This is a genomic window from Streptomyces sp. CC224B (genome assembly GCF_030010595.1).
Lineage (GTDB): Bacteria > Actinomycetota > Actinomycetes > Streptomycetales > Streptomycetaceae > Streptomyces > Streptomyces longispororuber.
Window position 1 is genome coordinate 1 of record NZ_JASCXL010000137.1, and the last position, 24,329, is coordinate 24,329.

The 24,329-nt window shown below is 74.0% G+C and carries 12 protein-coding genes; 8 read left to right on the forward strand and 4 right to left on the reverse strand.

Going from position 1 to position 24,329, the window contains the following annotated elements; translation table 11 throughout:
- Positions 1 to 83: 83 nt before the first annotated feature.
- Positions 84 to 329, forward strand: coding sequence for a zinc-binding dehydrogenase (locus tag QK440_RS35770; RefSeq protein ID WP_282797430.1), 246 nt, complete (start codon positions 84 to 86; stop codon positions 327 to 329).
- A 115-nt stretch (positions 330 to 444) separates the two neighbouring features.
- On the opposite strand, the gene QK440_RS35775 is transcribed toward QK440_RS35770, so the two are convergent.
- A complete protein-coding gene (locus tag QK440_RS35775) occupies positions 445 to 1,359 on the reverse strand; it encodes an NmrA family NAD(P)-binding protein (RefSeq protein WP_282797431.1) in 915 nt (304 codons plus the stop codon).
- Between the two features lie 100 nt (positions 1,360 to 1,459).
- On the opposite strand from QK440_RS35775, the gene QK440_RS35780 reads away from it, so the two are divergent.
- Positions 1,460 to 2,092, forward strand: a complete 633-nt coding sequence (locus QK440_RS35780) for a TetR/AcrR family transcriptional regulator (RefSeq protein WP_282797432.1) — start codon at positions 1,460 to 1,462, stop codon at positions 2,090 to 2,092.
- 175 nt (positions 2,093 to 2,267) lie between these two features.
- Here the strand turns inward: QK440_RS35780 and QK440_RS35785 are convergent, their stop codons facing one another.
- Together QK440_RS35785 and QK440_RS35790 are read right to left on the reverse strand one after the other, a co-directional pair.
- The gene (locus QK440_RS35785) at positions 2,268 to 2,876 is read right to left on the reverse strand and encodes a serine hydrolase (protein WP_282797433.1); all 609 of its coding nucleotides are present in this window, start codon (positions 2,874 to 2,876) and stop codon (positions 2,268 to 2,270) included.
- Between the two features lie 216 nt (positions 2,877 to 3,092).
- Positions 3,093 to 4,211 (reverse strand): serine hydrolase domain-containing protein, encoded by a 1,119-nt coding sequence (locus QK440_RS35790; RefSeq protein ID WP_282797441.1) that lies wholly within the window; start codon positions 4,209 to 4,211, stop codon positions 3,093 to 3,095.
- Between the two features lie 216 nt (positions 4,212 to 4,427).
- Between QK440_RS35790 and QK440_RS35795 the strand changes: the two genes are divergently transcribed.
- Complete coding sequence (locus QK440_RS35795; protein WP_282797434.1) at positions 4,428 to 5,087, forward strand: helix-turn-helix domain-containing protein; 660 nt, start codon at positions 4,428 to 4,430, stop codon at positions 5,085 to 5,087.
- Positions 5,088 to 5,141: 54 nt separating this feature from the next.
- Here the strand turns inward: QK440_RS35795 and QK440_RS35800 are convergent, their stop codons facing one another.
- Entirely contained in the window at positions 5,142 to 5,606 is a 465-nt protein-coding gene (locus tag QK440_RS35800) for a winged helix-turn-helix transcriptional regulator (RefSeq protein WP_282797435.1), read from the reverse strand.
- Positions 5,607 to 5,771: 165 nt separating this feature from the next.
- Between QK440_RS35800 and QK440_RS35805 the strand changes: the two genes are divergently transcribed.
- From QK440_RS35805 to QK440_RS35825, 5 genes are all read left to right on the forward strand, one after another.
- Positions 5,772 to 7,067, forward strand: a complete 1,296-nt coding sequence (locus QK440_RS35805; RefSeq protein WP_282797436.1) for an MFS transporter — start codon at positions 5,772 to 5,774, stop codon at positions 7,065 to 7,067.
- 282 nt (positions 7,068 to 7,349) lie between these two features.
- Positions 7,350 to 8,327, forward strand: a complete 978-nt coding sequence (locus QK440_RS35810; RefSeq protein WP_282797437.1) for a phosphotransferase — start codon at positions 7,350 to 7,352, stop codon at positions 8,325 to 8,327.
- 536 nt (positions 8,328 to 8,863) lie between these two features.
- On the forward strand, positions 8,864 to 9,343 hold the full coding sequence (locus QK440_RS35815; protein ID WP_282797438.1) for a carboxymuconolactone decarboxylase family protein: 480 nt from the start codon (positions 8,864 to 8,866) through the stop codon (positions 9,341 to 9,343).
- Positions 9,344 to 10,624: 1,281 nt separating this feature from the next.
- On the forward strand, positions 10,625 to 17,242 hold the full coding sequence (locus tag QK440_RS35820; RefSeq protein ID WP_282797439.1) for a non-ribosomal peptide synthetase: 6,618 nt from the start codon (positions 10,625 to 10,627) through the stop codon (positions 17,240 to 17,242).
- Positions 17,239 to 24,329 (forward strand): non-ribosomal peptide synthetase (locus tag QK440_RS35825; protein ID WP_282797440.1); only part of this gene is annotated, 7,091 nt, incomplete at its 3' end. The genes QK440_RS35820 and QK440_RS35825, both read left to right, overlap by 4 nt.

Here is a 24,329-nt window from a genome sequence, read left to right on the forward strand (position 1 = left end):
TGGGCGCAATCCGATCCCATGCCGCATCCGTCAACTCACCACGACCCACCACAAGATCAATTATCAGACAGGACCTAGCGGCCTTGATCGGGCTGACCGGAGATCCCGACCGTGCCCTCACCGTCTCGGACTTCGCCGCCGCAGCCGAACTGGGCGTCCGGGTCACTACCGAGATCCGCTACGACCAGATGAACGAGTTCGCCAGGCTCGCCGGTGAAGGCATCCTGGTCGTACCGATCGCCCGCACCTATACCCTCGACCAGATCCAGGAAGCGGCCGAGCTCAGCCGATCCCGGCGCCCCGGCGGCAAGCTCATGCTCGTCCTGTGACCACCTTGCCGGCCTGGTCGGGCGAGAGGAGTTCACACACCCCGATGATCGCACGGCGACCGCACCCGTTCCCGACCAGGATCCCTGCGAGGTCGCGGTCAGTCACACTGGAGCACTAGCCGGACACGGGTGTCAGCTGCTCATCCGCCCACTCGGCGAAGGTGGTGACCGGGATGCCCAACTCCCGGGCGAACGCGGGCCGGGCGGGCTGGAGAACCGCGTTGTTCCACTCGTGTCCGGCTCCCCACGTCGGCATACCCGCGGCGAGGGCCTCTTCCAGGCTCATGGAGGGCGCGGTCACGGGCACGCCCCAGGCGGCGGTCAAGATCTGCGCGATCTGCTCCATCGTGCGCAGGTCACCGGCCAGTTCCAGTTCCACCTGGTGGAACCGGTCCGGGTCTCGAAGGGCGTGCGCCGCAGCCGTGCCGATGTCCCGCACGGCCACCAGGGCCAATTCGGTCTGCGGCTTCAGTACCGTCAGCAGTCCGCCGCGCGGCCCCTTGGGCGCCAGCAGGGGCAGGTTCTCCATGAAGAAGGCGGGCTTGATCACCGTCCAGCGGGCAAAACCCGCACCCCGCACCCCCTCCAGGATCGCCTGCTTGGTGTGGAAGTAGTCCGCCATCGCCGCCCAGCGGCCCTCGGCCCAGCCGGCGGCCCGGGTGTGCTCACCGACTCCGCTGGTCGAGGACTGCACGAACTGCCGTACTCCCGCAGCCTTCGCCGCGTCCACCAGGTTGACGGCTTGGGCGAGCTCGCCCGCGAAGTCCACGCTGGCCTCGGTCATGGGCGGCATCTGCACCGAGAACACCGCGCGGACCCCCTCGACCGCCGGGCCGAGGGAAGCCCGGTCGGAGAGGTCCGCCCGCACCAGCTTGGCGCCCAGCGCCTCGATCGCCCGGGCGGACTTCGACCGCGGATCGCGTACGAGTGCACGTACGGGCACCTCGGCGGCCAGGAGTGCGCGGGCCGCGGCCCCGCCTTGCCGGCCGGTGGCTCCGGTGACCAGGACGGTATCGCTGTCGAAGGGCATGGTGCTGCTCCTCACGGACCGGAGAAAGAAAACGGCGGGGCCCGCCGTTTTGTCTGCCGCTAAGATATGGCGGGCCCCGCCGTTTAGCAATGAGGAGATCATGGCCGGTCAGCGCTCGGACGCCCGACGCAATTACCAGCGCATCCTCGCCGTCGCCGAAGCCGAGGTCGCCGCGCACGGCGCCGAAGCATCCCTGGAGCAGATCGCCCGCACCGCAGGCGTCGGTTCGGGGACCGTGCGCCGTCACTTCCCCACCCGCCGTGCCCTGCTCGAAGCCGTCTTCCAGGAGCGCGTCGAGGGCCTGTGCGAGCGCGCCCACCGGCTAAGTGCGACCGAGGACGGCCGCACTGCCCTCCTGGAGTGGCTCCACGCCCTCGTCCTCTACGCCGTCTCAGCCCGCGGATTCGCCAACACCCTCAGCTACGAGCCTCCCGCCGAGGAACCCTCCCCGCACTCCTGTGGCAACAGACTCGCAGCGGCCGGAACTCCCCTCCTCGAGCGGGCCATTCGCGACAAGGCGGTCGCACCGCGCGTCACCTTTCACGACCTGCTGACCCTCGCCGTCGGCATCGCCCTGGCCACCGAGCACCACAAGGACCCCGAATCTCAGGCCGACCGCCTCTTCCGCCTCGCTGTGGAAGGGATCAGCCCTGAGCCCGGCATCGCCGAGGTGTCCGAGAACTCAGGATCTTCGGTACTGGTGACAGAAAGTCTGCCGAACGGGCGATCGTGACAAGTGGGATGATGCCTAGTCGGTGACAACCAACGTGTCTCGACCGGTCCTCTCCGCCGGCTCATCCGGCGTCACCGGTGTCAACTCCTGAGCTTCGGCTCACGTAGTCCTTCGAAGAGTGCGCCGCAGTCCTGCGTGGGGCGCGGACGGTCCGACCGCGGCGCCGCGTGCATGGTCAGGTGCGGCACAGGGCATGGTCGATGAGGTCGCGCAGCGCGTCCTCCTGATGGGCTGCGACCTGTTGATCCGCGGAGCGGCTGTGTGCGGAGACGGTGATGGTGCGTCGCCCGTCCGTGGTTGTCGCTGTCCGGATGACATATCCGAAGCCACTTCCTCCGTGCCCGAGGTAACCGCCGCCGCAGGACAGGGGGGTGAGGAACAGGCCGAGGCCGTCCCTTGTGCCGGTCGGGTGGCCACTGTCCCGCGGCACCGGGACTGTCGTCCGCATGGCGGTGAGCTCGGCGGGTCTCAGTAGCCTTCCCTTGGCCAGGGCGGTGAAGAAGCGGTTGAGGTCGCGGGCTGTGCCGGTCATCGAGCCGTCGTTCGCGGCCGGGCGATGAGTGACCAGGTCTCCTGCTCCGGAGCTGGCCGTCGTCGTCCCGCGCGGTGTTTCCAGGCGGACCGCCACTCCGGTGACCCCGGTATCCCGTAGCGCGTCGGCGTCACGCTGCACGGACCAGCCGGTGTCGGAGGGGCGTGGCGCGGCCGAAACCGCAGCGGACGGCAGAGACGACATGGCCAGCGCGAGCACCGCGGCCGATAACCACACACGACGAGAGATCATGAGCCGAGGCTGAAAACGACAAGGGGCACCAGCCATCCGGGATACGCCCTCTTGTGAACGGGGGACAGCCGGATGGACAAGCGCACCGCGCTTCCGGCCTCTTCGCCTTGTTCCGCAACCTCGCTGGTCACGTGCGGCGATGGGTGCGGGGCCCGAGCCGGGCACGGGGCGGTGCGAGTCCTCACCAAGTGTGATCAGCGAGGTCAAGGGGCAAGGTCAGCCGTGCATCGCCACCCGGTACAGCGTCGCCAGTGCCTCGTCGATGGGGTGGGGCTGGGGTCTGCCGGTGGAGTCGAGGGGGTTCCAGCGCTGCATGTTGACCGCGACCGCCATGCGCCGCTTGCCGTCGGCGCGGATCATGGCCAGCGCTCCGCCGCCCCAGACCGTGCCGCCGTGGCCCCAGAAGGTGCCCTCGCCCGGGCCCCCCATGGGGTGCAGGCCGAGGCCGTAGTCGATCGTCCGTCCCTCCTGGGAGATGACCGGGACCGTGCGTTGCATGTGCGCCAGCGACGACGGGCTGACGATCTCCCCGGCGAGCAGCATGCCGTAGAAGCGGTTGAGGTCCGCGACGGTCGATATCAGCGAGGCCGACGGTCCCACCCACGACATGTCGTAGGCGCTGTAGTCGCGCGGCGGGTCGATCATGCCGAACCACGCCTCGTAGAGCCGCGAGTGCGGCCCGCGGACGTGCGGTCCGGTGGGGAGTCCGGTGTCCCGGAGCCCGGCGCGCTCGATGACGTTGCGGGTGATGTACTGCTCCGCCGTCGTGCCGGTCACGTGTTCCAGGAGCTGGACGAGGAGCAGGTAGTTGGTGTTGGAGTACACCCCCGGGGTGCCGCCGGGTGTGCCGACGGCGGGGGCGGTGACCCCCATCTCGATGAGGTCGACGGGGTCGAAGCGCGTGCAGCGGTGGTCGTCCAGGCTTTGCGGCCCGGTGTCCGCGAGGGCGGGGAACGCCTTCAGGGACGGATAGGCGTACGGCAGGTACTCGGCGAGGCCGCTGGTGTGGTTGAGGAGCATCCGGACGGTGATCGCGTCGCCGCGTTCTCCGGGGACCAGCTTCGGGAGGTAGCGGCTGATCGGTGTGTCCAGCCCGATGTGGCCGCTCTCGGCCTGCTGCAGGACCGCGGCGGCGGTGAAGGTCTTGGTGATGCTGCCGACGCGGTGCCGCATGTCGGCGGTGACGGGGCGGCCGGTGGTGACGTCGGCGACCCCGGCGGCGCCGCGCCAGACCTGGTCGCCGTCCCACACCTCCGCGAACAGGCCCGGCATCCCGGCGCGGTGGACGCCGTCGAGGGCCGCGTCGAGTACCGCGGGGTCAAGTGGGCTGGACACAGGGGAGTTCTTCACGTCATGCGTCCTTTCGGGTTCCCGGGTGGGCTCCGCAGGGGACGTCCGACCCGGGCAGCAGGGCACGAGAGGGTGTGCTGCCCGCCCGGCACACTCATGTCCTCATTATGCACACGGTGTGTGCAACGGGGAGTGCACAGCTAGGGTGAAGGTGAGCGAGAAGCCGGGGAGTCAGGCGGGGGAGTCAGTGGGAGGAGCGACATGACGGGCCGACGGCGTTGGTCGACCGAAGAGATCCTGGACGCGGCGACGGAGCTGCTGCGGACGAGCGACGCGGATTCGTTCAGCGTGCGCAAGCTGGCCACGGCCCTCGGGACCGATCCCTCCAGCCTCTACCGGCACTTCCGCAGCAAGACGGAGTTGCTGCGCGCGGTTGCCGACCGCATCCTCCTGGCCGCGATGGACGGCTACCGCCCCGAGGGCGACTGGAAGCAGCGCGTCACGGCCCTGGCCCTGCGCGTGCGTGAGGCCTTCGGGCAGCAGCCCCAACTCGCCGCCGTCTGGGGGCGCTACGCGTCCAGCGGCACCGGTTCACGGCTGGTCATGGAAGAGGTGCTCCAGGCCCTGCGTACCTCTGGGCTGCCCGACGAGGAGGTCCCGGCGCGCTACCACCGGCTCGCGGTCCTCATCGCCGCCCTGATCGCCGCCGAGGCCACGGGCAGCACCGTCAGCCCCGAGGAGTACGAACAGGGCCTGGAACTGTTCCGCGTCGCGGTGCTCGGCGCCGACCCCGAACGCTTCCCGGCCCTGGCCCACTACGCCCGCGACGTCCGCCCCCTCGGCGCGGACCGCCGCGCCGCGTTCGAGGAGATCCTCGCCGCCCACCTGGGTCACATCGAGGCCGCGATCCGCGCGGACTGACCGGCCGACCCGCCGGTGACTCACCGGTCGCGCCTGCTCACCAGCCCCGCGCGCTCACCCCGTTGCGTCCGTCTCCCGTACCTTCTCCACGACCGTGTCCTCCGGCTCCACCGGCCGTCCATCCGCCGCCTCGATCCGCAGCGGGCGCAGTGGGTGGCCGGTCCGGCGGTCCAGCAGGCGGGAGTGGTCCTCGCCGGGGGTGAAGCACTGCTCCTCGCCCCACTGGCGCAGGGCGACGATCACCGGGAACAGGGCGCGGCCCTTGTCCGTGAGCAGATACTCGCGGTGGGAGCCCCCGTCCCGCGCGGGCTCGCCGCGCAGCACCCCGGCCTCCTCCAGCGTGCGCAGACGTGCCGTCAGGATGTTCTTGGCGATACCCAGGCTGCGGTGGAACTCGCCGAAGCGGCGGCTGCCGTCGAAGGCGTCCCGCACGATCAGCAGGGACCACCAGTCGCCGATGGCGTTCACCGACCGGGCGACGGGACAGGGGTCGGCGTCGAAACGGGTGCGGGCGACCATCCTGCGCTCCTCCTCTGACAGTTCAGTTCCGGTTCTGGTTCCAGTTTCAGTTCCAGTGCCCTAGGCCCTTCCCGGGCGGTTGGTTGCAACACGCTACCCCGTGCGCTTACCGTCACAGAGGTAGACGTTGGTAGCAAGATGCAACCGAGTGGAAGGTGGAGCGGCATGGCGACCCAGTGCTCCGGTGTGGTGGGCGGGTGCGACGGACGCGGCGGGACCGGCGGGCGCGAGGCGGGCGCCCCGGTGTCGCCCGCGTCGCCGACCGCGTCGCCACCCGCCCGGCTCATCCCCCTGCTCGCCCTCGCCTGCGGCAGCTCCGTCGCCACCGTGTACTTCTCCCAGCCCCTCCTGGTGACCCTGGGGGAGCGGTTCGCGCTCGGCCCGGGGCTGCTCGGCGCGATCGTCACCGTGACGCAACTGGGTTACGCCGTAGGCCTGTTGGCGCTCGTGCCGCTCGGTGACCTCCTCGACCACCGGCGCCTGGTCACCGGTCAGCTCGGGCTGCTGGCCCTCGCCCTGCTGGCCGCCGGACTCGCGCCGGGCGTGGTGGCGCTGCTCGGCGCGCTCGCCGTGGTCGGGCTGCTCGCCGTCGTGGCGCAGACGATGGTCGCGGCCGCCGCCGCCCTGACTCCGCCCGCGCGGCGCGGCCGGGCCGTCGGCACGGTCACCGGCGGCATCGTCACGGGCATCCTGCTGGCCCGCGCCGCCGCCGGTCTCCTCGCCGACCTCGCCGGCTGGCGGTCGGTCTACCTGGTGTCCGCGGGCGTCACCGCCGTCCTCGCCGTGCTGCTGCGCCGCGTGCTGCCCGCGCGTCCGCCGGTCGCCGGGGCGCGCGACGTACCGTCGTACGGGCGCCTGGTGGTCTCGACGGTCACTCTGTTCACCCGTCATCCTCTGCTGCGGGTCCGGGGCGTGCTCGCGCTGTTGGTGTTCGCGTCCTTCAGTACGCTGTGGAGCGGCGTGGCGCAGCCCCTGAGCGGTCCGCCGTGGTCGCTGTCGCACACCGCGATCGGCGCGTTCGGGCTGGCCGGGGCGGCCGGTGCCGTCGCCGCCGGGGTGGCCGGGCGCTGGAACGACCGGGGGTACGCGCAGCGCACGACCGGCGTCGGCCTCGCCCTGCTGGCCCTCTCCTGGCTCCCCATCGCTTTGACCCGGCAGTCGCTGTGGGCCCTCGCGGCCGGCGCCGTCCTGCTGGACTTCGCGGTGCAGGCCGTCCACGTCACCAACCAGACCCTGATCCACGCCGTCCGCCCTGACGCGGGCAGCAGGATCATCGGCGGCTACATGGTCTTCTACTCGGCGGGCAGCAGCCTCGGCGCCTTCGGTTCCTCCCTCGCCTACGCCGCGGCGGGCTGGCCGGCCGTGTCGGCCCTCGGCGCGTCCTTCAGCCTCGCCGCCCTGCTGCTGTGGGCGACGACCCGGCGCGGCGGGCTGTCCGGCGGGGGGCCGGGGGGCGCGTAGCGGTCAGTCCCCGTCGGTCGGCCGAAAGGAGGCGCACGACCGCCCTGCTCGACGGCTGCCGTCCCGGCCGCCTTCGTGCAGGGCGACGCCCGTAGCGCGTACGCCCACCTGAACCGGCGCGCGGCCGTGTGGTCGCCGGGTTCCGCCTGCGCGGCCTCCGGCCGGGGCAGCGGATCGTGGCCCGGGGGCCGCACGTACCCGACGTGCCCGGGGGACGCGAGCACTGCACCCGGCGTGCCGAACCCACCACTCGCGAGGCCCGGGGCGTGGAACGATCACCCCGTGACCCCCTACCTGACACCGCAGCAGATGGCCCGCCGCACCGCCGCCGCAGTCGACGCCGCTGTCGGAGCCGGCCGCGACCTCGGGCTCACCGTGACGGACGCCGAGGTGTTGCACGACCTGTTCTCCGTCGTGGTCCACCTGGCGCCGTCGCCGGTCGTGGCCCGAGTGCCCACCGTCCTGCCGCACACCGCGGACCCCGCCTCCCTGGCGCACCGCCAACAAGCCGAACTGGACGTGACGCGCTGGCTCGCCGCCCAGGGGACCCCGGTGATCCCGCCCAGCCCCCTCGTACCGCCGGAACCCGTGCGGCGCGACGGCTTCTCGATGACGTTCTGGCAGTACGTCCCCGAGGACCGGAGCAAGGAACCCGACTACGCGGCGCACGCCGAGAGCGTCGCCGACCTGCACGCCGCGCTGCGCGCGTACCCGGGCCCCCTGTCGTTCCTGTCGGCGGCCGAACCGCGGTTCGTCACCGAGGGCCTGGCCCTGCTCGACCGGTCCCCGGACCTCGTCGGACCCGCCGACCTGGACCGCGCGCGCCGTGAGTGGCGGGTCCTGGAACCGCTGGTACGTTCCCGCGCGGCGTTCGAGGAGGCCTTTCCGGAGGTCGGCCTCCAGCCCGTCCACGGCGACTCCCCGCCCGCCAACGTCTTCTCCGGCGTGGACGGTGACCTCTACGCGGACTTCGAGCTGGTCACCCTGGGCCCCGTCGAGTGGGACCTGGCCGCCCTCGGGCCCGAGCTCACCTCCGCCTACGACCGAGGTGCCCGGCGCAACGGCATGAGGCCGCTGGACGAGGACGTACTGGGCTTCGTGAACGCCGTGGGGATGCTGCGCGCCCTCGCGTGCCTGACGCTCGCGCCGCAGCTCCCGGCGCTGGTGCAGTACCTGGAACCGGCCGTCGCCCACTGGCGGACGACGCCGTTCGCGGGCGGCGTGTCGGGCCGGGCGGGAGGCGGCGGCCGCGACGCGTGACCTGAGCACCGGGCGGCACCTCCTCCGGCGCGGTGTCAGCGCGGCGTCAGCGGCACCCGGAGACTTGTCTCTGTGACCGGGGCGGAACGGCTCGCCTCCCCCCACCCCGGACACAGGGAGAGGTGCCCGGAGTGGCTTATCGGGGACCGAAGTTCGCTTCCGTCGGGTGGCTACACCCACGCAGGTTCGAATCCTGCCCTCTCCGCTCGCTTCCACGACGTGCCCCGGCGCGCCAGGGGATGGCACCTGCCGGGGATCCCGAGATGTTTTCGCTGCGGGAATATGCCTCGCCCTCCGTGGCTGGAATCCGTGGCTGGGGACGGCCACGTTCCAGAAACATTCGGGGGGCCATTCCATGGTGGCGGCTCCTCGGATGCGTGAGGACCGATCTTTCGTGCCCGTCGAAGGTGGGATACACGGGGAAGCCGTGATCAGTGGTCCACGTCACACCGTAATACCGTCACAGGGAGCGGGCCGTCGGCATCTTGTGTGCGTCCGGTGCGAGAGCACGCGATTCCATCAGTGAGGACGACGCCATGGAGCCCCGTTTCCACCTGTTCGACAGTCCGACCGCGGCGAAGGTCGCCAAGCGGTTCTACAACGTCTCCCTGCCTCTGGAGCAGTCGACGCTGCCCAAGGCCCTGCGCGAACTGGTCGCGCTGAGGGTCGGTCAGATCAACGGCTGCGGCTTCTGCGTGGACATCCACGGGACAGAGGCGGCGGCCGCCGGGGAGACCGCGGCCCGGCTCAATCTCGTCGCCGTCTGGCGCCACAGCACCGTGTTCACCGAGGCCGAGCGCGCGGCGCTTGCGCTCGCCGAGGAGGGCACGCGCCTCGGCGACCACGGCGTGTCCGACGCGACCTGGGCCGCGGTCCGCGAGCACTACGACGACGACCAGGTGGGCGCGCTGGTCTGCCTGGTCGCGCTGATCAACGCGGCCACCCGCATGAATGTGATCGTGCGGAACCCGGGGGGCTCGTACGAGCCCGGCATGTTCGCCGGTCTTGCGAACTGACCGGTAGGCATTGACGGGCCGGTCCGGAGCACTCCCTCCGGACCGGCCCCGGCATTTCCCGGGAAGCCGCGCGAAACAACAGGTGCGTCCCGACGGGAAATCTCACCACCCGCCTTTCCGGCCATCAGGAGCGCGGAAAGAGCGCAGAAAGAAGGCCAGGAGAGAGGCGTATTCAAGCCGGTGCCCGCGCCCCCCGCGGAGACGGTGCCCGCGCCCCCGGTCAACGCTGTCGCACTGGCATTCGCGCGCCGCGGGAAAGGGTCGCGAAAGAGCGCCGCTGTCCTGTTGCCAAGACGTACGGAGACGCCACAACACCCCCGAACGCGGCGGCCGAAAAAGGGGCGTCGCGACATCACGGCAGGTCAAGAGCGCTTGTGCGTGCCATGGGCAGACATTGGGGTGGCTTCACCGGACACTGGGAATCCGCGACGCCTGGTTGTGGTGACACCGGTGCGTTACGTTCGGTGTACGAGACAGCGCGACGGCGCGTCTCTTACCGGGGCACTCACAGGACTTCTGCGGGGGAGAGCGCAGCAATGGCACAGAGGACCGGCCGAGGGCCGTCCGTCGTCGACCGTACGACCGCACGGCAGGTGAACGCCTCCTGGCCGCACGAGGGCAAGCCGCCGACGCACCCGACACCATGTCCCGCACGCGGCGGCCGAACCACCCTGCCGCGGGCGTGCGGCAGCGGCCCGAAGTCGCCGGACCGACCCGGCAGCGTGACCGGCCCGTCCGCCTGACGTCGGCCGCATGACACCGGCCGCGTGACCGGCCGGCCGCGCGACGCCAACCGCGTGAACTCCGCCGCGTGACCGGCCGGCCGCGGGGCATCGGCCGCGGGACCTGCCGACCGCACCGAACGACCGTGAACGGCCGCATGAAAACGGCAGCGTGACGGATCGGCTGACCGGTCCGCAGGCACTCGCTCCCTCGCGTCCGTGACCGCCGCGGTCCGTCCGCCCTTCCCTCTTCCTTTCCTTCCCTTCCTTACCTCGCCTCCTTACCTCGTCCTTTCGCTTCCTCCGACTCACCCACCCCCCACCGCCCTGCGCGGGCGCGGCCCACCGTGCCACTGGTGCGCAGCACATCGCGCCAGCGCGTGGGAGCCACCACAGCGGCGCGCCGCATGCACAGGCGTGGCGCGCCCCGCGTGCGTACGGGGCCATGGCGCGCACGCCTCCTCCACGCGCCCTGCCGCTGCCCCCGTACGCGCGGATGCACATCCGTACGCGCCCCTGAACGTCCGTACGTACCCCATAAACCCCCTGGAGCCCTCACATGACCGACCTGCGCGAGCCGTCGACGGCCGCTCGGCCGATCCCGCACGAGACCCTCCCGGCCCTCTTCGAGCGACAGGCGGCGGCGACGCCGGACGCGGTGGCCCTGGTGTCCGCCGGGGGAGCGGAGGTGACCTACCGGCAGCTCGACGAGCGGGCGGCCCGGCTCGCCCGGCTGCTCGGCGCGCACGGCGTGGTCCGGGAGTCGATCGTCGCGGTGGCGCTGCGGAGGTCGCCGGAGTACGTCGTCACCGTCCTGGCGATCCTCAAGGCAGGCGGCGCCTACCTGCCGGTCGACCCCGCGTACCCGGTCGAGCGCCTGGAGTTCATGCTGCGCGACGCCGCGCCCGCCGTGGTCGTGACCGACGCCGACTCCGGCCGGCGGCTGCCGGTGACCGGAGCCCCACGGCTCGTCCTGGACGGGCGGGACACGGCCGACGCCCTGGCGGCGCTCCCGGACGGGGACCCGGCCACGCCCGGCGCCACCGGCCACCCGGACCAACTCGCCTACGTCATCTACACGTCCGGCTCCACGGGCACCCCGAAGGGCGTGGGCGTCACCCACCGCGGCGTGGTCTCCCTGACGACGGACCGCCGTTACGACGACGACGCGTACGCCCGCGTGCTCCAGCACGCCCCGCTCGCCTTCGACGCCTCCACCTTCGAGCTGTGGGTGCCGCTGCTCGCGGGTGGCGCCGTGGTCGTCGCGCGGCCGGGCCTCCTGGACGCCCCCGCCCTCGCCGACGTCATCACCGAGCACCGGGTCAGCGCGGCGTTCGTGTCCGCGGGGCTCCTCAAGGCGGTGGCCGAGGAGCAGCCCGACTGCTTCCGCGGCACCCGCGCACTGTGGTCCGGCGGTGACGTGGTGTCCCCGGCGGCGGTGCGCCGGGTCCTCGACGCCTGCCCCGGGGTGACGGTCCACAACGCGTACGGGCCCACCGAGGTCAGCGTGCTGGCCACCTGCCGCCCGATGAGCGCACCGCGGGAGGTGCCCGAGCCGGTCCCGATCGGGCGCATGCTGGACCACCGGGGCGGCCACGTCCTGGACGAGCGGCTGCGTCCGGTGGCCGTCGGCGAACCCGGCGAGCTGTACCTGACCGGTGCCGGGCTGGCCCGCGGCTACCTCGGCCGTCGCGCGCTGACCGCGGAGCGCTTCGTGGCCGACCCGTTCGGCGCGCCCGGCGAGCGCATGTACCGCACCGGCGACGTCGTGGCGTGGACGCCGGACGGCGAGCTGGACTTCCGCGGCCGGGCCGACGGACAGGTGAAGATACGCGGGTTCCGCATCGAGCCCGGTGAGGTCGAGGCCGCCCTGGAGAAGCACCCGGCGGTCGCGCACGCCCTGGTCGTCCCGCACGAGGGACCGGCGGGCCGGGGCAGGCAACTGGTCGCGTACGTCGTACCGGCGGCCACGGCCGGACACCCCGCCACGGCCGGGCAGGACGGCGGCACCGCCCTGGAAGGGCCCGCCCCGGGCGGGACCGGGCACTTCGCCCTCGCGTCCGGCTTCGCGGCGGCGGAGCTGCGGGCCTTCGCGGCGCGGACGCTGCCGGAGCACCTGCTGCCCGCGGCGTTCACCGTCCTCGACGAGCTGCCGCTGACGCCCAACGGGAAGCTGGACCGGGCCGGCCTGCCGGAGCCCCACTTCCGGGGCGCGGCCTACCGCGCCCCCCGCACCGCGCGCGAGGAGCGGCTGGCCGAGCTGTTCGCCGAGGTCCTCGGGGTGGACCGGGTCGGTGTCGACGACGACTTCTTCAGCGTCGGCGGCGACAGCATCCAGTCGATCCAGCTCGCCACCCGCGCCCGCGCCCGCGGCCTGGTCCTCGGCGCGCAACAGGTCTTCGAGCACCGCACGGTGGCCCGCCTCGCCGAGGCCGTCGCCGACTCCGCCGCCCGGCCGGCACCGGTCCTCGAGGAACTCCCGGGCGGTGGCGAGGGCTTCCTGCCGCACCTGCCGGTCACGCGGTGGGTGCGCGGCTGGGGCCCGGGCTTCGAACGCTTCCTCCAGGCGATGGTGCTCGACCTGCCCGTGGGCATCCGCCGGGAGCAGCTCACCGCGACGCTGGGCGCGGTCGTCGACCGCCACGACCTGCTGCGCGCCCGCCTCGTGGAGCGGGACGGCGGCGGCCTGGATGTGCGCGCCCGGGGAACGGTGGACGTCGACGGGCTCGTCCGGCGCGTGGGGTGCGCCGGGGACTGGGAGTCGGAGCACCGGCGCGCCGAACTCCTGGACGAGGTGGACGCCGCCGCGGGCCGCCTCGACCCGGCCGCCGGCGTCGTGGCGCAGTTCGTCTGGTTCGACCCCGGCCCCGAGCGGGCCGGACGGCTGCTGGTGGCGCTGCACCACCTGGTCGTGGACGGCGTGTCCTGGCGCATCCTGATGCCGGACCTCGCCGCCGCCTGGCGCCGCGTACGCGACGGGCGGCCCCCGCTGCTGCCGCCCGTGGGCACCTCGGTGCGGCGCTGGGCGCACGCCCTGGTGGAGGAGGCCGCACGCCCGGAGCGGACGGCGGAGCTGGAGCTGTGGCGCTCCCTCGTCGACGGCCCCGACCCCGTCCTCGGCGCCCGGCGGCTGGACCCGGACACCGACACCGTCGCCACCCTCACCAGGACCCGGGTGCGGCTGCCCGTGGCCGTCACCGAGGCGCTGCTGACCACGCTGCCCGCCGCCTTCCGCACCGGTGTGAACGACGGGCTGCTGGCCGCGCTGGCCGTGGCCGTCGCCCGGTGGCGGCGCGCCCGGGGCGTCGCGGAGGACACCACGCTCATCCGCCTCGAAGGGCACGGACGCGAGGAGGCGGCGGCGCCGGGCGCCGACCTGTCGCGCACCGTCGGCTGGTTCACCAGCGTCTTCCCCGTCCGGCTCGACGTGGCCGGGGCGGACCTGGAGGAGGCGCTCGCGGGCGGCCCGGCCGCGGGCCGGGTCGTCAAGGCCGTCAAGGAACACCTGCTCGCCGTACCCGACAAGGGCATCGGCTACGGCCTCCTGCGCCACCTCAACCCGCGGACCGCTGCGGTCCTCGCCCGCTACGGCACCGGGCAGGTCTCCTTCAACTACCTCGGGCGCTTCTCCGCCGCCTCCGACATGCCCGAGGAGCTGCGCGGCCTCGGCTTCACCCAGGCCCCCGGCCTCGCCGACCTGGCCGAACTGGACGCAGGCCAGGACCCCCGCATGGCCGCCCCGGCCGAGCTCGACATCAACGCGCACGTCACCGACACGCCCGAAGGCCCCCGCCTCGGCGCCCTGTTCACCGCCCCGCGAGGAGTGCTCGGCCCCGACGAGGTGCAGGAGCTGGCCGAGCTGTGGTGCGCGGCCCTGCGGGGCCTGGCCCGCCACGCCACCGGCCCGGACGCGGGCGGCCTCACCCCGTCCGACGTGGCCCTGCCCTCGGCGACCCAGGCCGACATCGAGGGCTGGGAGCGGAGCCACCCCGGCCTGTCCGACGTCTGGCCCGCCTCCCCGCTCCAGTCCGGCCTGCTGTTCCACTCGAAGCTGGCGGCCGAGTCCGGCGGCGGGTTCGACTCCTACCACGAGCAGTACGTCCTGCACCTGTCCGGGCCCGTGGACCCCGCGCGGCTGCGCGGGGCGGCACAGGCCCTCCTGGACCGGCACCCCGTCCTGCGCACCGCGTTCGTACCCGGCCCCGGCGGAGGCCTCGTCCAGCTCGTCGTCGACGGCGTACGCCTGCCCTGGACGCACCGCGACCTCGGCGGCCTCGACGACGAGGAGCGCGAGCGCGCCCGCGAGCGGTTCCTGGCCGACGACCTCGCCGCCCACTTCGACCCGGCCGCACCGCCGATGCTGCGCCTCGCCCAGCTCACGACGGCGGCCGAGCGGCACGACCTGGTCCTGACGGTGCACCACGCGCTGCTGGACGGCTGGTCCCTGCCCCTGCTCGTCCAGGACCTGCTGCACCTGTACGCCGCCGACGGCGACCCCTCCGGACTGCCGCGGGCCCGCAGCTACCGGGAGTACCTGACCTGGCTCGAGCGGCGGGGCACCGAGGACTCCGTGCGCGCCTGGGCCCGGGAGCTGGACGGCGTCACCGAGCCGACGCTCCTCGCCCCGGGCGCCCTCGACGCCCCGGCCTCGGGCGTCGGCCAGGCGGACGTGCCCCTGACGCCCGCCCGGGCCCGTGACCTCGCGCGCCGCGCGGGCGACGCGGGCGTCACCCTGAACACCCTCGTCCAGGGCGCCTGGGGCGTCCTGCTCGGCGGCGTGACCGGCCGGCGGGACGTGGTGTTCTCCGCGACCGTGTCCGGGCGCCCGCCCGCCCTGCCGGGCGTCGACGAGACGGTGGGCATGTTCCTCAACACCGTGCCCGTCCGGGTCCGGTGCGCCCCCGACGTGCCCTTCGCCCAGCTCCTGACCGATCTCCAGCGGGCCCAGGCCGCCCTGATGGACCACCACCAGATCGGCCTCACCGAGATCCAGCGCGCCACGGGCCTGGCCCCGCTGTTCGACACCATGGTCGCCTTCGAGTCGTTCCCGCTCGACCGGGCGGGCATCGGGGAGGCGAGCGCGGCGGCCGGGTTCTCCGTCACCGGCCTGCGCGCCTTCACCGCCAGCCACTACCCGGTGACCCTCTTCGTCTACCCCGACGGCCCGCACCCGCGCCTGACCCTCCAGTACCAGCGGCACGCCTTCACACCGGAGGAGGCGACGGCGCTCGCCGCCCGGTTCGGCAGCGTCCTGACGCAGCTCACCGCGGACCCGCGCAGACCGGTGGGCGGCGTCGACCTGCTCCTGCCGGACGAGCACGCCGCGCTGACCGCCGAGCCGCACGACACCCTGGCCCCGGAGGCCGGGACGACGCTGCCGCAGCTGTGGCGGCGGCAGGTGGCCCGCACACCGGACGCCCCCGCGGTCGTCCACGGCGACCGCTCCCTGACCTACCGCGAACTGGACGCCCGGGTACGGGCCCTCGCCGCCGAGCTGACCGCGCGCGGGGTCCGGCCGGAGAGCGTGGTGGGCCTCGCCCTGCCGCGCTCGGCGGACCTCGTCACCGGCATGCTGGCCATCCTCACCGCCGGCGCCGGCTACCTGCCCATCGACCCCGCCTACCCGGGCGGGCGCCTCGACCTCATCCTCGGCCAGGCGCGACCCGAGCTGATCCTCACCGACACCGCGACGGCCGGGGCCCTGCCGCGGCCGGACATCCCCCGCCTGTGCCTCGACGCCCCCGGCCCCGCCGCCGACCCCGGCCGGCCCCTGCCGGACCGGACACCGCTGCCGGACCACCTCGCGTACGTGATGTACACCTCCGGCTCCACCGGCACCCCCAAGGGCGTCATGATCACGCATGCCGCGGTGGTGAACGGCATCACCCAGCTCGCCCACCGCGTGGGCATCGACGCCCGCACGCACATGCTGGCGGCCACCTCCGTCAACTTCGACGTGTCCGTCTTCGAGATCCTCACCACCCTGTCCCGGGGCGGCCGCGTGGAGATGGCCCGCGACGCCCTGGTCCTCGCCGAGCGGGACACCCTGTCCGCCGACGTCATCAGCACCGTCCCCTCGGTCTTCGCCGAACTCGGCGACCGGATGGGCACCGTCACCGGCCTCAAGACCGCGGTGTTCGCGGGCGAGGCCCTGCCCGCCGCCCTCGTCGACCGCATCCGCGAGGCGCTGCCCTGGGTGCGCGTCGTCAACGCGTACGGACAGAGCGAGTCCTTCTACGCCACCACCTTCACCGCCGACGAGGGCTGGCGCTCCACGGGTGCCGCCAGCGCCCCCATCGGCACCCCGATCGGCAACATGCGCGCCTACGTCCTCGGCCCCGGCCTCACCCCGCTGCCCCCGGGCGCGGTCGGCGAGCTGTACGTGGCCGGGATCGTCGGACGCGGCTACCACCGGCGCCCCGCCCTCACCGCCGACCGCTTCGTCGCCGACCCCTACGGACCGCCCGGCAGCCGGATGTACCGCACCGGCGACCTGGCCCGCCGCGACCCCGAGGGGCAGCTCGGGTACGCCGGCCGCGCCGACGACCAGGTGAAGATCCGCGGGGTCAGGGTCGAACCCGCCGAGGTCGAGGCGGTCCTCACCGGCCACCCCGAAGTGGCCCAGGCCGTGGTCGTCGCCCGCGACACCACCACCGGGACGGGCAAGCGCCTGGTGGGCTACGTCGTGCCCCGGACCGCGGACGACGGCGGCCCGGCGGCGGCCACCCGGACCGCCGCCCTGGCCGACACCCTGCGCGACCACCTCCAGGAGCGGCTGCCGGCCCACATGGTGCCCGCGGCCGTCATGCCCCTCACCGCACTCCCCCTGACCCCCAACGGCAAGCTGGACCGCGCGTCCCTGCCGGCCCCCGACGTCACCGGCGCCGCCGCCTACCGAGCGCCCCGCACCCCCCAGGAAACACACCTGTGCGACCTGTTCGCCGAGGTCCTCGGCCTGGAACGGGTCGGCGTCGACGACAACTTCTTCGACCTGGGCGGCCACTCGCTGCTCGCCGTCGGCCTGGTCGGCCGGCTCCGCGACGCGCTCGGCGTCGACGTGCCCGTCCGCGCGGTGCTCAGCGCCCGCGACGTGGCGGACCTCGCCCGCACCCTCAAGAACGCCTCAGCCACCAAGCGGCCCGCACTGCGCCGGATGAACAGGAGCGCCACCTCATGATCCCTCTGTCCTACGCGCAGCGCCGGCTGTGGTTCATCGACCGCTTCGAGGGCCCCTCGGCGACGTACAACCTCCCCTTCCTCCTCCGGCTCACCGGCGAGCTGGACCCCCAGGCCCTCGCCGCGGCCGTACGGGACGTGGTCGCACGCCACGAGAGCCTGCGCACCCTGATCGTGGAGAGCGCCGACGGCGTCCCCGAACAGCGCGTCGTCCCGGCCGAGGAGACCCACCTGGACGTCCCGCTCGTCGAGGTGGCCCCCGACGCCGCCGACGCCGCCGTGTCCGAGGCCGCCGGCCACGTGTTCACCCTCGCCGAGGACATCCCCGTACGGGCCACCCTCTTCCGCACCGGCGCCCACGAGCACCGCCTGCTGTTCCTCGCCCACCACATCGCCGTCGACGGCGAGTCCATGGGCCCGCTCGTCCGCGACCTCGGCGCCGCCTACACCGCCCGCGTCACGGGCGGCCGGCCCGACTGGCCCGAACTCGACGTCCAGTACGCCGACTACACCCTCTGGCAGCGCGAACTGCTGGGCGACGAGAACGACCCCGACAGCATCCTGGCCACGCAGCTCTCCTACTGGCGCGACGAACTGGCCGGCGCCCCGCAGCCGCTGCGCCTGCCCACCGACCGCCCCCGCCCGCCCGCGGCCAGCCACCAGGGGGACGCCGTCGAGTTCCGCATCGACGCGGAGCTGTTCGCCGAGGCCGAACGCCTCGCCCGGCGCACCAGGACGACCGCCCCGATGGTGTTCCAGGCCGCCCTCGCGGCGCTCCTGCAGCACCTGGGCGCGGGCGAGGACATCTCGATCGGCTCCACGGTCGCCGGACGCATGGACAACCAGCTCAACGACCTGGTCGGCTTCTTCGTCAACACCTGGGTACTGCGCACCGACCTGTCCGGCACCCCCTCCTTCGAAGACCTCCTCGGCCAGGTCGGCGACAAGGCCATGGCCGCCTACGACCGGCAGGACGCGCCCTTCGAGCGCCTGGTGGAGGTGCTCAACCCCGAGCGGTCCACGGCCTACCACTCGCTGTTCCAGACGATGTTCACCTGGGAGACCCACCGCTCCGTCACCCTGCGGCTGCCCGGCGGCGTCACCGGCACCTGCACCGCCCTGGCCACGCCCACCGCCAAGTTCGACCTGGAGTTCAGCCTCTTCGCGGACCCCGCCGAACCGGGCCTGGGCATCACCCTCGAGTACGCCACGGACCTGTTCGACCGGTCCACCGCCGAGCACATCGCCGCCCGCTACGAGCGGCTCGTACGACAGCTCGTGCACCACCCGTCGCTGCCGGTGGCGCTGGCCGACGTCCTCGGGGACGAGGAGCGCGACCTGGTGCTGCACGGCTTCAACGACACCCGGGAGCCGACCCCCGACCTCACCGTGGACCAGCTCGTCGCGCGTCAGGCCGCGGCGACACCCGACGCGATCGCGGTGGTCCACGACGACACCGAGCTGACGTACGCGGAACTCGTCGCGCGCGCCGACCGCCTCGCCGGGGAGCTGGCCCGGCGCGGCGCGGGCCCCGGCACCGTCGTCGGCCTCGCCCTGCCGCGGACCGAGGGCCTGGTGGTCGGCATGCTCGGCATCCTGCGGTCGGGGGCCGCGTACCTGCCCATCGACCCCAAGTACCCGAGCACGCGCCTGCTCCACATCCTCGGCGACGCGCAACCGGCGCTGGTGCTGACCGACGCCGGCACGGTGTCCGTGCTGCCCGCGACGGACGTGCCCACGCTGTTCCTCGACGACGTCCCCGGCACCGCGGCGGACACCGGACCGACGCCGGCGCGGCCCGCCGACGCCGCGTACGTGATGTACACCTCCGGCTCCACCGGCACCCCCAAGGGCGTGACCGTCACCCACCGCGACGTGGTCAACGGCGTGCTGCGGCTCGCCGACGCCGTCGGCATCGGCGCGGGGACGCGGACGCTGGCCGGCACGTCGGTCAACTTCGACGTGTCGGTCTTCGAGACGATCACCACACTCGCCGCCGGCGGCACCCTCGAAGTCGTCCGCGACGTCCTGGTCGTCGGGGAGCGCGGCGGCTGGACCGGCGGCGTCCTCAGCACCGTCCCCTCGGTCTTCGCCGAACTCCTCGACCAGGTGGGCGGGAAGATCGACGCGGACGTGGTCGTGTTCGGCGGGGAGGCGCTGCCCGGCTCCCTCGTGCGGCGGATCCACGAGCTCCTGCCCGGCACCCGCGTCGTCAACGCCTACGGCCAGACCGAGTCGTTCTACGCCACCGCCTCCACGGCCACCGAGTGGACCGGCACGGCCGCCGCCCCCATCGGCAGGCCCCTGGGCAACATGCGCGCCTACGTCCTCGGCCCGGGCCTGCGGCCGGTGGCCCCCGGTGTGGTGGGCGAACTGCACGTCGCCGGGAACGTGGCACGCGGCTACCACGGGCGGCCCGCGCTGACCGCGGAACGCTTCGTCGCCGACCCCTTCGGCCCCGCGGGCACCCGGATGTACCGCACCGGCGACCTGGCCCGCCTGGCGCCCGACGGCCACCTGGAGTACGTGGGCCGCGACGACGACCAGGTCAAGGTGCGCGGGTTCCGCATCGAACCGGGCGAGGTGGAGGCGGCGCTCACCGCCCACCCGGGCGTGGCGCAGGCCGCCGTGGTGGTGCGCGCGGACCGCGGCGGCGCCCGCCTGGTCGGGTACGTGGTGCCGCGGGGCGGCGCGGAGGGCCTGGGCGACGTGGACAGCCTCGGCGAGCTCGACCTGGACCTCACGTCCCTGGTGTCGGTGCGGGACCTGCGCCGCTTCGTCTCCGCGCGGCTGCCGGAGTTCATGGTGCCCGCGGTCTTCGTGATGCTGGACCGGCTGCCGCTGGCGCCCAACGGGAAACTGGACCACAAGGCCCTGCCCGAGCCGGAGTTCACCGGCGGCGAGTACCGCGCCCCGCGCACCCCGCGCGAGGAGGTGCTCGCCGCCGTGTACGCCGAGGTCCTCGGCCTGGACCGGGTCGGCGTCGACGACGACTTCTTCGCCGTCGGCGGCGACTCCATCCGCTCCATCCAGGTCGTCTCCCGGGCCCGCGCGCAGGGCGTGGAGGTCACCCCGCGGCAGATCTTCGAGTGCCGCACGGTGGCGGAGCTCGCCGAGGCCGCCGCCGGCGGCCCGGCGGGACCCGTCCTTGAGGAGTGGGAGGGCGGCGGCGTCGGCTTCGCACCGCTGCTGCCCATCGGCCACCACCTGCGCGAACTCGACGGCCCCAGCGGCCGGTTCAGCATGTCGATGACCGTGGACCTGCCCGTCGGCATCGACGAGGACGGCCTCCTGGCCGTGCTCGGCGCCGTCCTCGACCGCCACGACGTCCTGCGCGCGCGCCTCGTCGGCGGCGACCGCCCGGGCCTGGAGGTGGCCCCGCCCGGCCAGGTGGACGCCGCCGTCCTGCTCCGCCGCGTCGGCTCCGACGGCGACTGGGGGCGGGCGTGGCGCCCCCGGGCCGCCGCCGCACTCGACGCCGCCACCGGCGAACTGGCCCCCGAACGCGGGGCGATGGCCCGCTTCGTGTGGTTCGACGCGGGCGCGGACACCGCCGGACGCCTGATCATCGTCCTGCACCACTGGGTGGTCGACGGCGTGTCCTGGCGCATCCTGCTGCCCGACCTCGCCGAGGCGTGGCAGCACGTGCGCGAGGGCCGCGCCCCGCGGCTCGCGCCCGTCGCCACCTCGTTCCGGCGCTGGGCGCACGCCCTGGAGGAGGAGGCGAACGACCCGCGCCGCACCGCCGAACTCGGCCTGTGGGAAGGGATCGTCGCCGGACCCGACCCCGACCTCGGCCCGCGCCCCTTCGACCCGGCCGTCGACGTCCTCGCGACCGTCGAGCACGTCTCCCTGGACCTGCCGGTGGCCGTCACCCGACCGCTCCTGACGACCCTCCCGACCGCCTACCGCGGAGGCGTCAACGACGGCCTGCTCACCGCGCTGGCCCTCGCCACGGCACGGTGGCGCGCGGCCCGCGGCGTCACGGAGCCCTCGCTGCTGCTGCGCCTGGAGGGCCACGGCCGCGAGCAGGACGTCGTCCCCGGCGCGGACCTCTCCCGTACGGTCGGCTGGTTCACCAGCATGTACCCCGTCCGCCTCGACGTGTCCGGGGTCGACCTGGACGAGGCGCTCGCCGGCGGCGCCGCCGCCGCGCACGCGGTCAAGGCCGTCAAGGAACAGCTCCTCGCCGTCCCCGACAAGGGCCTCGGCTACGGCATGCTCCGCCACCTGAACCCCAAGACCGCCGCGGTCCTCGAGCGGTACGGCAGCGGCCAGATCGCCTTCAACTATCTGGGCCACTACGCCGGTTCCACCGCCGTGCCCGAGCACCTGCGCGGCGCGGGCTTCACCCAGGCCGACGGCACCACGGAGCTCCTCGCCGACCTGGACGGGGACATGCCCGCCCTCGCGTCGTTGAGCGTGACCGCCTACGTCACCGACACCCCCGAAGGCCCCCGCCTGACCGGCCGCCTCGACTTCCCCGCCGGACTCCTGGGCCGCGCGGACGTCCAGGAGCTGGCCGCCCTGTGGCGCACGGCCCTCGAAAGCCTGGCCCGCCACGCCGCCTCGGCGGACGCGGGCGGCCTCACCCCCTCCGACGTGCCCCTGGCCGACGTCACCCAGCGCGACCTCGAAGGATGGGAGGCGCGCCACCCGGGCCTGGTGGACGTATGGCCGCCGACCGCCATGCAGGAGGGCATGCTCTTCCACGCCGAGCTCGCCGGGGCGTCCTTCGACGTCTACCAGATGCAGCTCACCCTCCACCTGTCCGGACACCTCGACGCCGCCCGGCTGCGCGCGGCCGGCCAGGCCCTCCTCGACCGGCACGCCGGCCTGCGCACCGCCTTCGTCCGCGGCGAGAGCGGCCGGTACGTCCGGCTCGTCCAGGAAGGCGTCGAACTGCCCTGGGCCGCCCACGACCTCGGCGGCCTGAGCCGGGCCGACCGCGAGCGGGAGCGCGCCGCGCTCCTGGACCGCGACCACGTCACCCACTTCGACCCGGCCCGGGCGCCGCTGCTGCGCATGACTCTCCTGGCCCTGGGCGACGACCGCCACGACCTGGTGGTCACCGCCCACCACGTCCTCTTCGACGGCTGGTCCCTGCCCCTGCTCATCCAGGACCTGCTGCACCTGTACGGCACGGCGGGCGACGCGACGGCCCTCGGCCGGACGCGCGACTACCGCGACTTCCTCACCTGGCTCTCCCGCGTCGACCAGGACGCGGCGTCCGCCGCCTGGTCCCGGGAGCTGGCCGGGGTCGACCAGCCGACGCTCCTGGTGCCGGACGCGGCCGGCGCCGAGGCCGAGACCGCGGACGTCGCCCTGGCCGACGTGCCGCTCTCCACGGCCGCCCGCTCCCTCGCCCGGCGCGCCGCGGAACTCGGCGTCACTTTGAACACCCTGGTGCAGGGCGCCTGGGCCGTCGTCCTCGCCGGGCAGACCGGGCGCCAGGACGTCGTGTTCGGCACCACCGTCTCCGGGCGCCCGCCGCAGGTGGACGGCGCCGACGAGATGGTGGGCCTGTTCATCAACACCCTCCCCGTGCGGGTCACCTGCGCCCCGGATGCCACCTTGGGCGAACTCGTCACCGGGCTCCAGGCGCGCCAGAACGCCCTCCTCGACCACCATCACCACGCCCTGGCCGACATCCAGCAGGCGGCCGGCCTGCCGGCGCTGTTCGACACCCTCGTCGTCTACGAGTCCTTCCCGGTCGACGGGGCGGGCCTCAGCGGCGCCGCCGCCACCGCCGGGATCGCGCTGACGGGCATCAGCCCGCAGAACGGCGCCCACTACCCGCTGGTGGTGACGGCGCTCGCGGAACCGCACCTCAAGGTGGGCCTGGAGTACCGGCCCCACGTGTTCGAGCGCGCCCGGGTCACCGCGATCGCGGCCCGCTTCGCACGCGTCCTGGACCTCCTGGCGAGCGCCCCGGACACCCCGGTGGCCGCCGTGGACCTCCTCGCGGACGACGAACGCGCACGGATCCTCGGCACGTGGAACGACACGGCCGTCCCGGCGGACGAGCGGACCGTCCCCCAGGTGTTCGCGGACCAGGCGGCCAGGACGCCGGACGCCGTCGCGGTGGTGGCCGGCGGACACCGGCTGACCTACGCCGAACTGCACGCGCGCGTGGCCCGGCTGGCGGGCCTGCTCACCGCCCGCGGCGTCGGCCCCGATGCGGTGGTGGCCCTCGCGCTGCCGCGCTCGGCGGAGCAGATCACCGCCGTCCTCGCCGTCCTCACCGCGGGCGGCGCCTACCTCCCGCTCGACGCGTCCCACCCGCCCGAGCGGCTGGCCTTCATGCTCCGGGACAGCGCGCCGGCCCTGCTCGTGACCGACGCGGGCACCGCCGCCCGGCTGCCCGGGAGTCCCTGCCCCCGCCTGGTCCTCGACGCCCCGGACACCGCCGGCGCCCTCGCCGCCGCCACCCCGGCACCCCGCACGTCCGCCACCCACCGCGACGCGCTCGCGTACGTGATGTACACCTCTGGGTCCACCGGCACCCCCAAGGGCGTCGGCGTCACCCACCGCGGTGTGGTGGGCCTGGCCCTGGACCGGCGCTTCGCGGGCGACGTCCACGAGCGCGTCCTGCTCCACTCCAACCAGGCCTTCGACGCCTCCACGTACGAGCTGTGGATCCCGCTGCTCCGGGGCGGCACGGTTGTCGTCGCCCCGCCCGGCCGCCTGGACGCCGCCGGTCTCGCGCGGATCGTCGCCGAGGGGGAGGTGACCGCGCTGCTCGTCGCCGCCGGCCTGTTCAAGGTGATCGCCGAGGAGACACCCGAGGCCTTCACGGGCGTGCGCGAGGTGTGGTCCGGCGGCGACGTGATGGCCCCGGCCGCGGTCGCACGCGTCCTCGCCGCCTGCCCCGGCACCGCGGTGGTCAACGCCTACGGGCCCACCGAGGCCACCATGGCCGCCACCACCCACCGGCTGACCGCGCCCGCCGGCGCCCCCGTGCCCATCGGACAGCCGATGGACAACACCCGCGTCCACGTCCTGGACGGGGCGCTGCGGCCGGTGCCGCCGGGCGTGCCCGGGGAGCTGTACCTGGCGGGGGAGGGCCTGGCCCGCGGCTACCTGGG

Coding starts and splice junctions, on each gene's coding strand:
- QK440_RS35805 (WP_282797436.1), top strand. CDS start 5,772: ATGGCGACCCAGTGCTCCGGTGTGGTGGGCGGGTGCGACGGACGCGGC.
- QK440_RS35820 (WP_282797439.1), top strand. CDS start 10,625: ATGACCGACCTGCGCGAGCCGTCGACGGCCGCTCGGCCGATCCCGCAC.
- QK440_RS35785 (WP_282797433.1), bottom strand. CDS start 2,876: ATGATCTCTCGTCGTGTGTGGTTATCGGCCGCGGTGCTCGCGCTGGCC.
- QK440_RS35800 (WP_282797435.1), bottom strand. CDS start 5,606: ATGGTCGCCCGCACCCGTTTCGACGCCGACCCCTGTCCCGTCGCCCGG.
- QK440_RS35780 (WP_282797432.1), top strand. CDS start 1,460: ATGGCCGGTCAGCGCTCGGACGCCCGACGCAATTACCAGCGCATCCTC.
- QK440_RS35795 (WP_282797434.1), top strand. CDS start 4,428: ATGACGGGCCGACGGCGTTGGTCGACCGAAGAGATCCTGGACGCGGCG.
- QK440_RS35815 (WP_282797438.1), top strand. CDS start 8,864: ATGGAGCCCCGTTTCCACCTGTTCGACAGTCCGACCGCGGCGAAGGTC.
- QK440_RS35775 (WP_282797431.1), bottom strand. CDS start 1,359: ATGCCCTTCGACAGCGATACCGTCCTGGTCACCGGAGCCACCGGCCGG.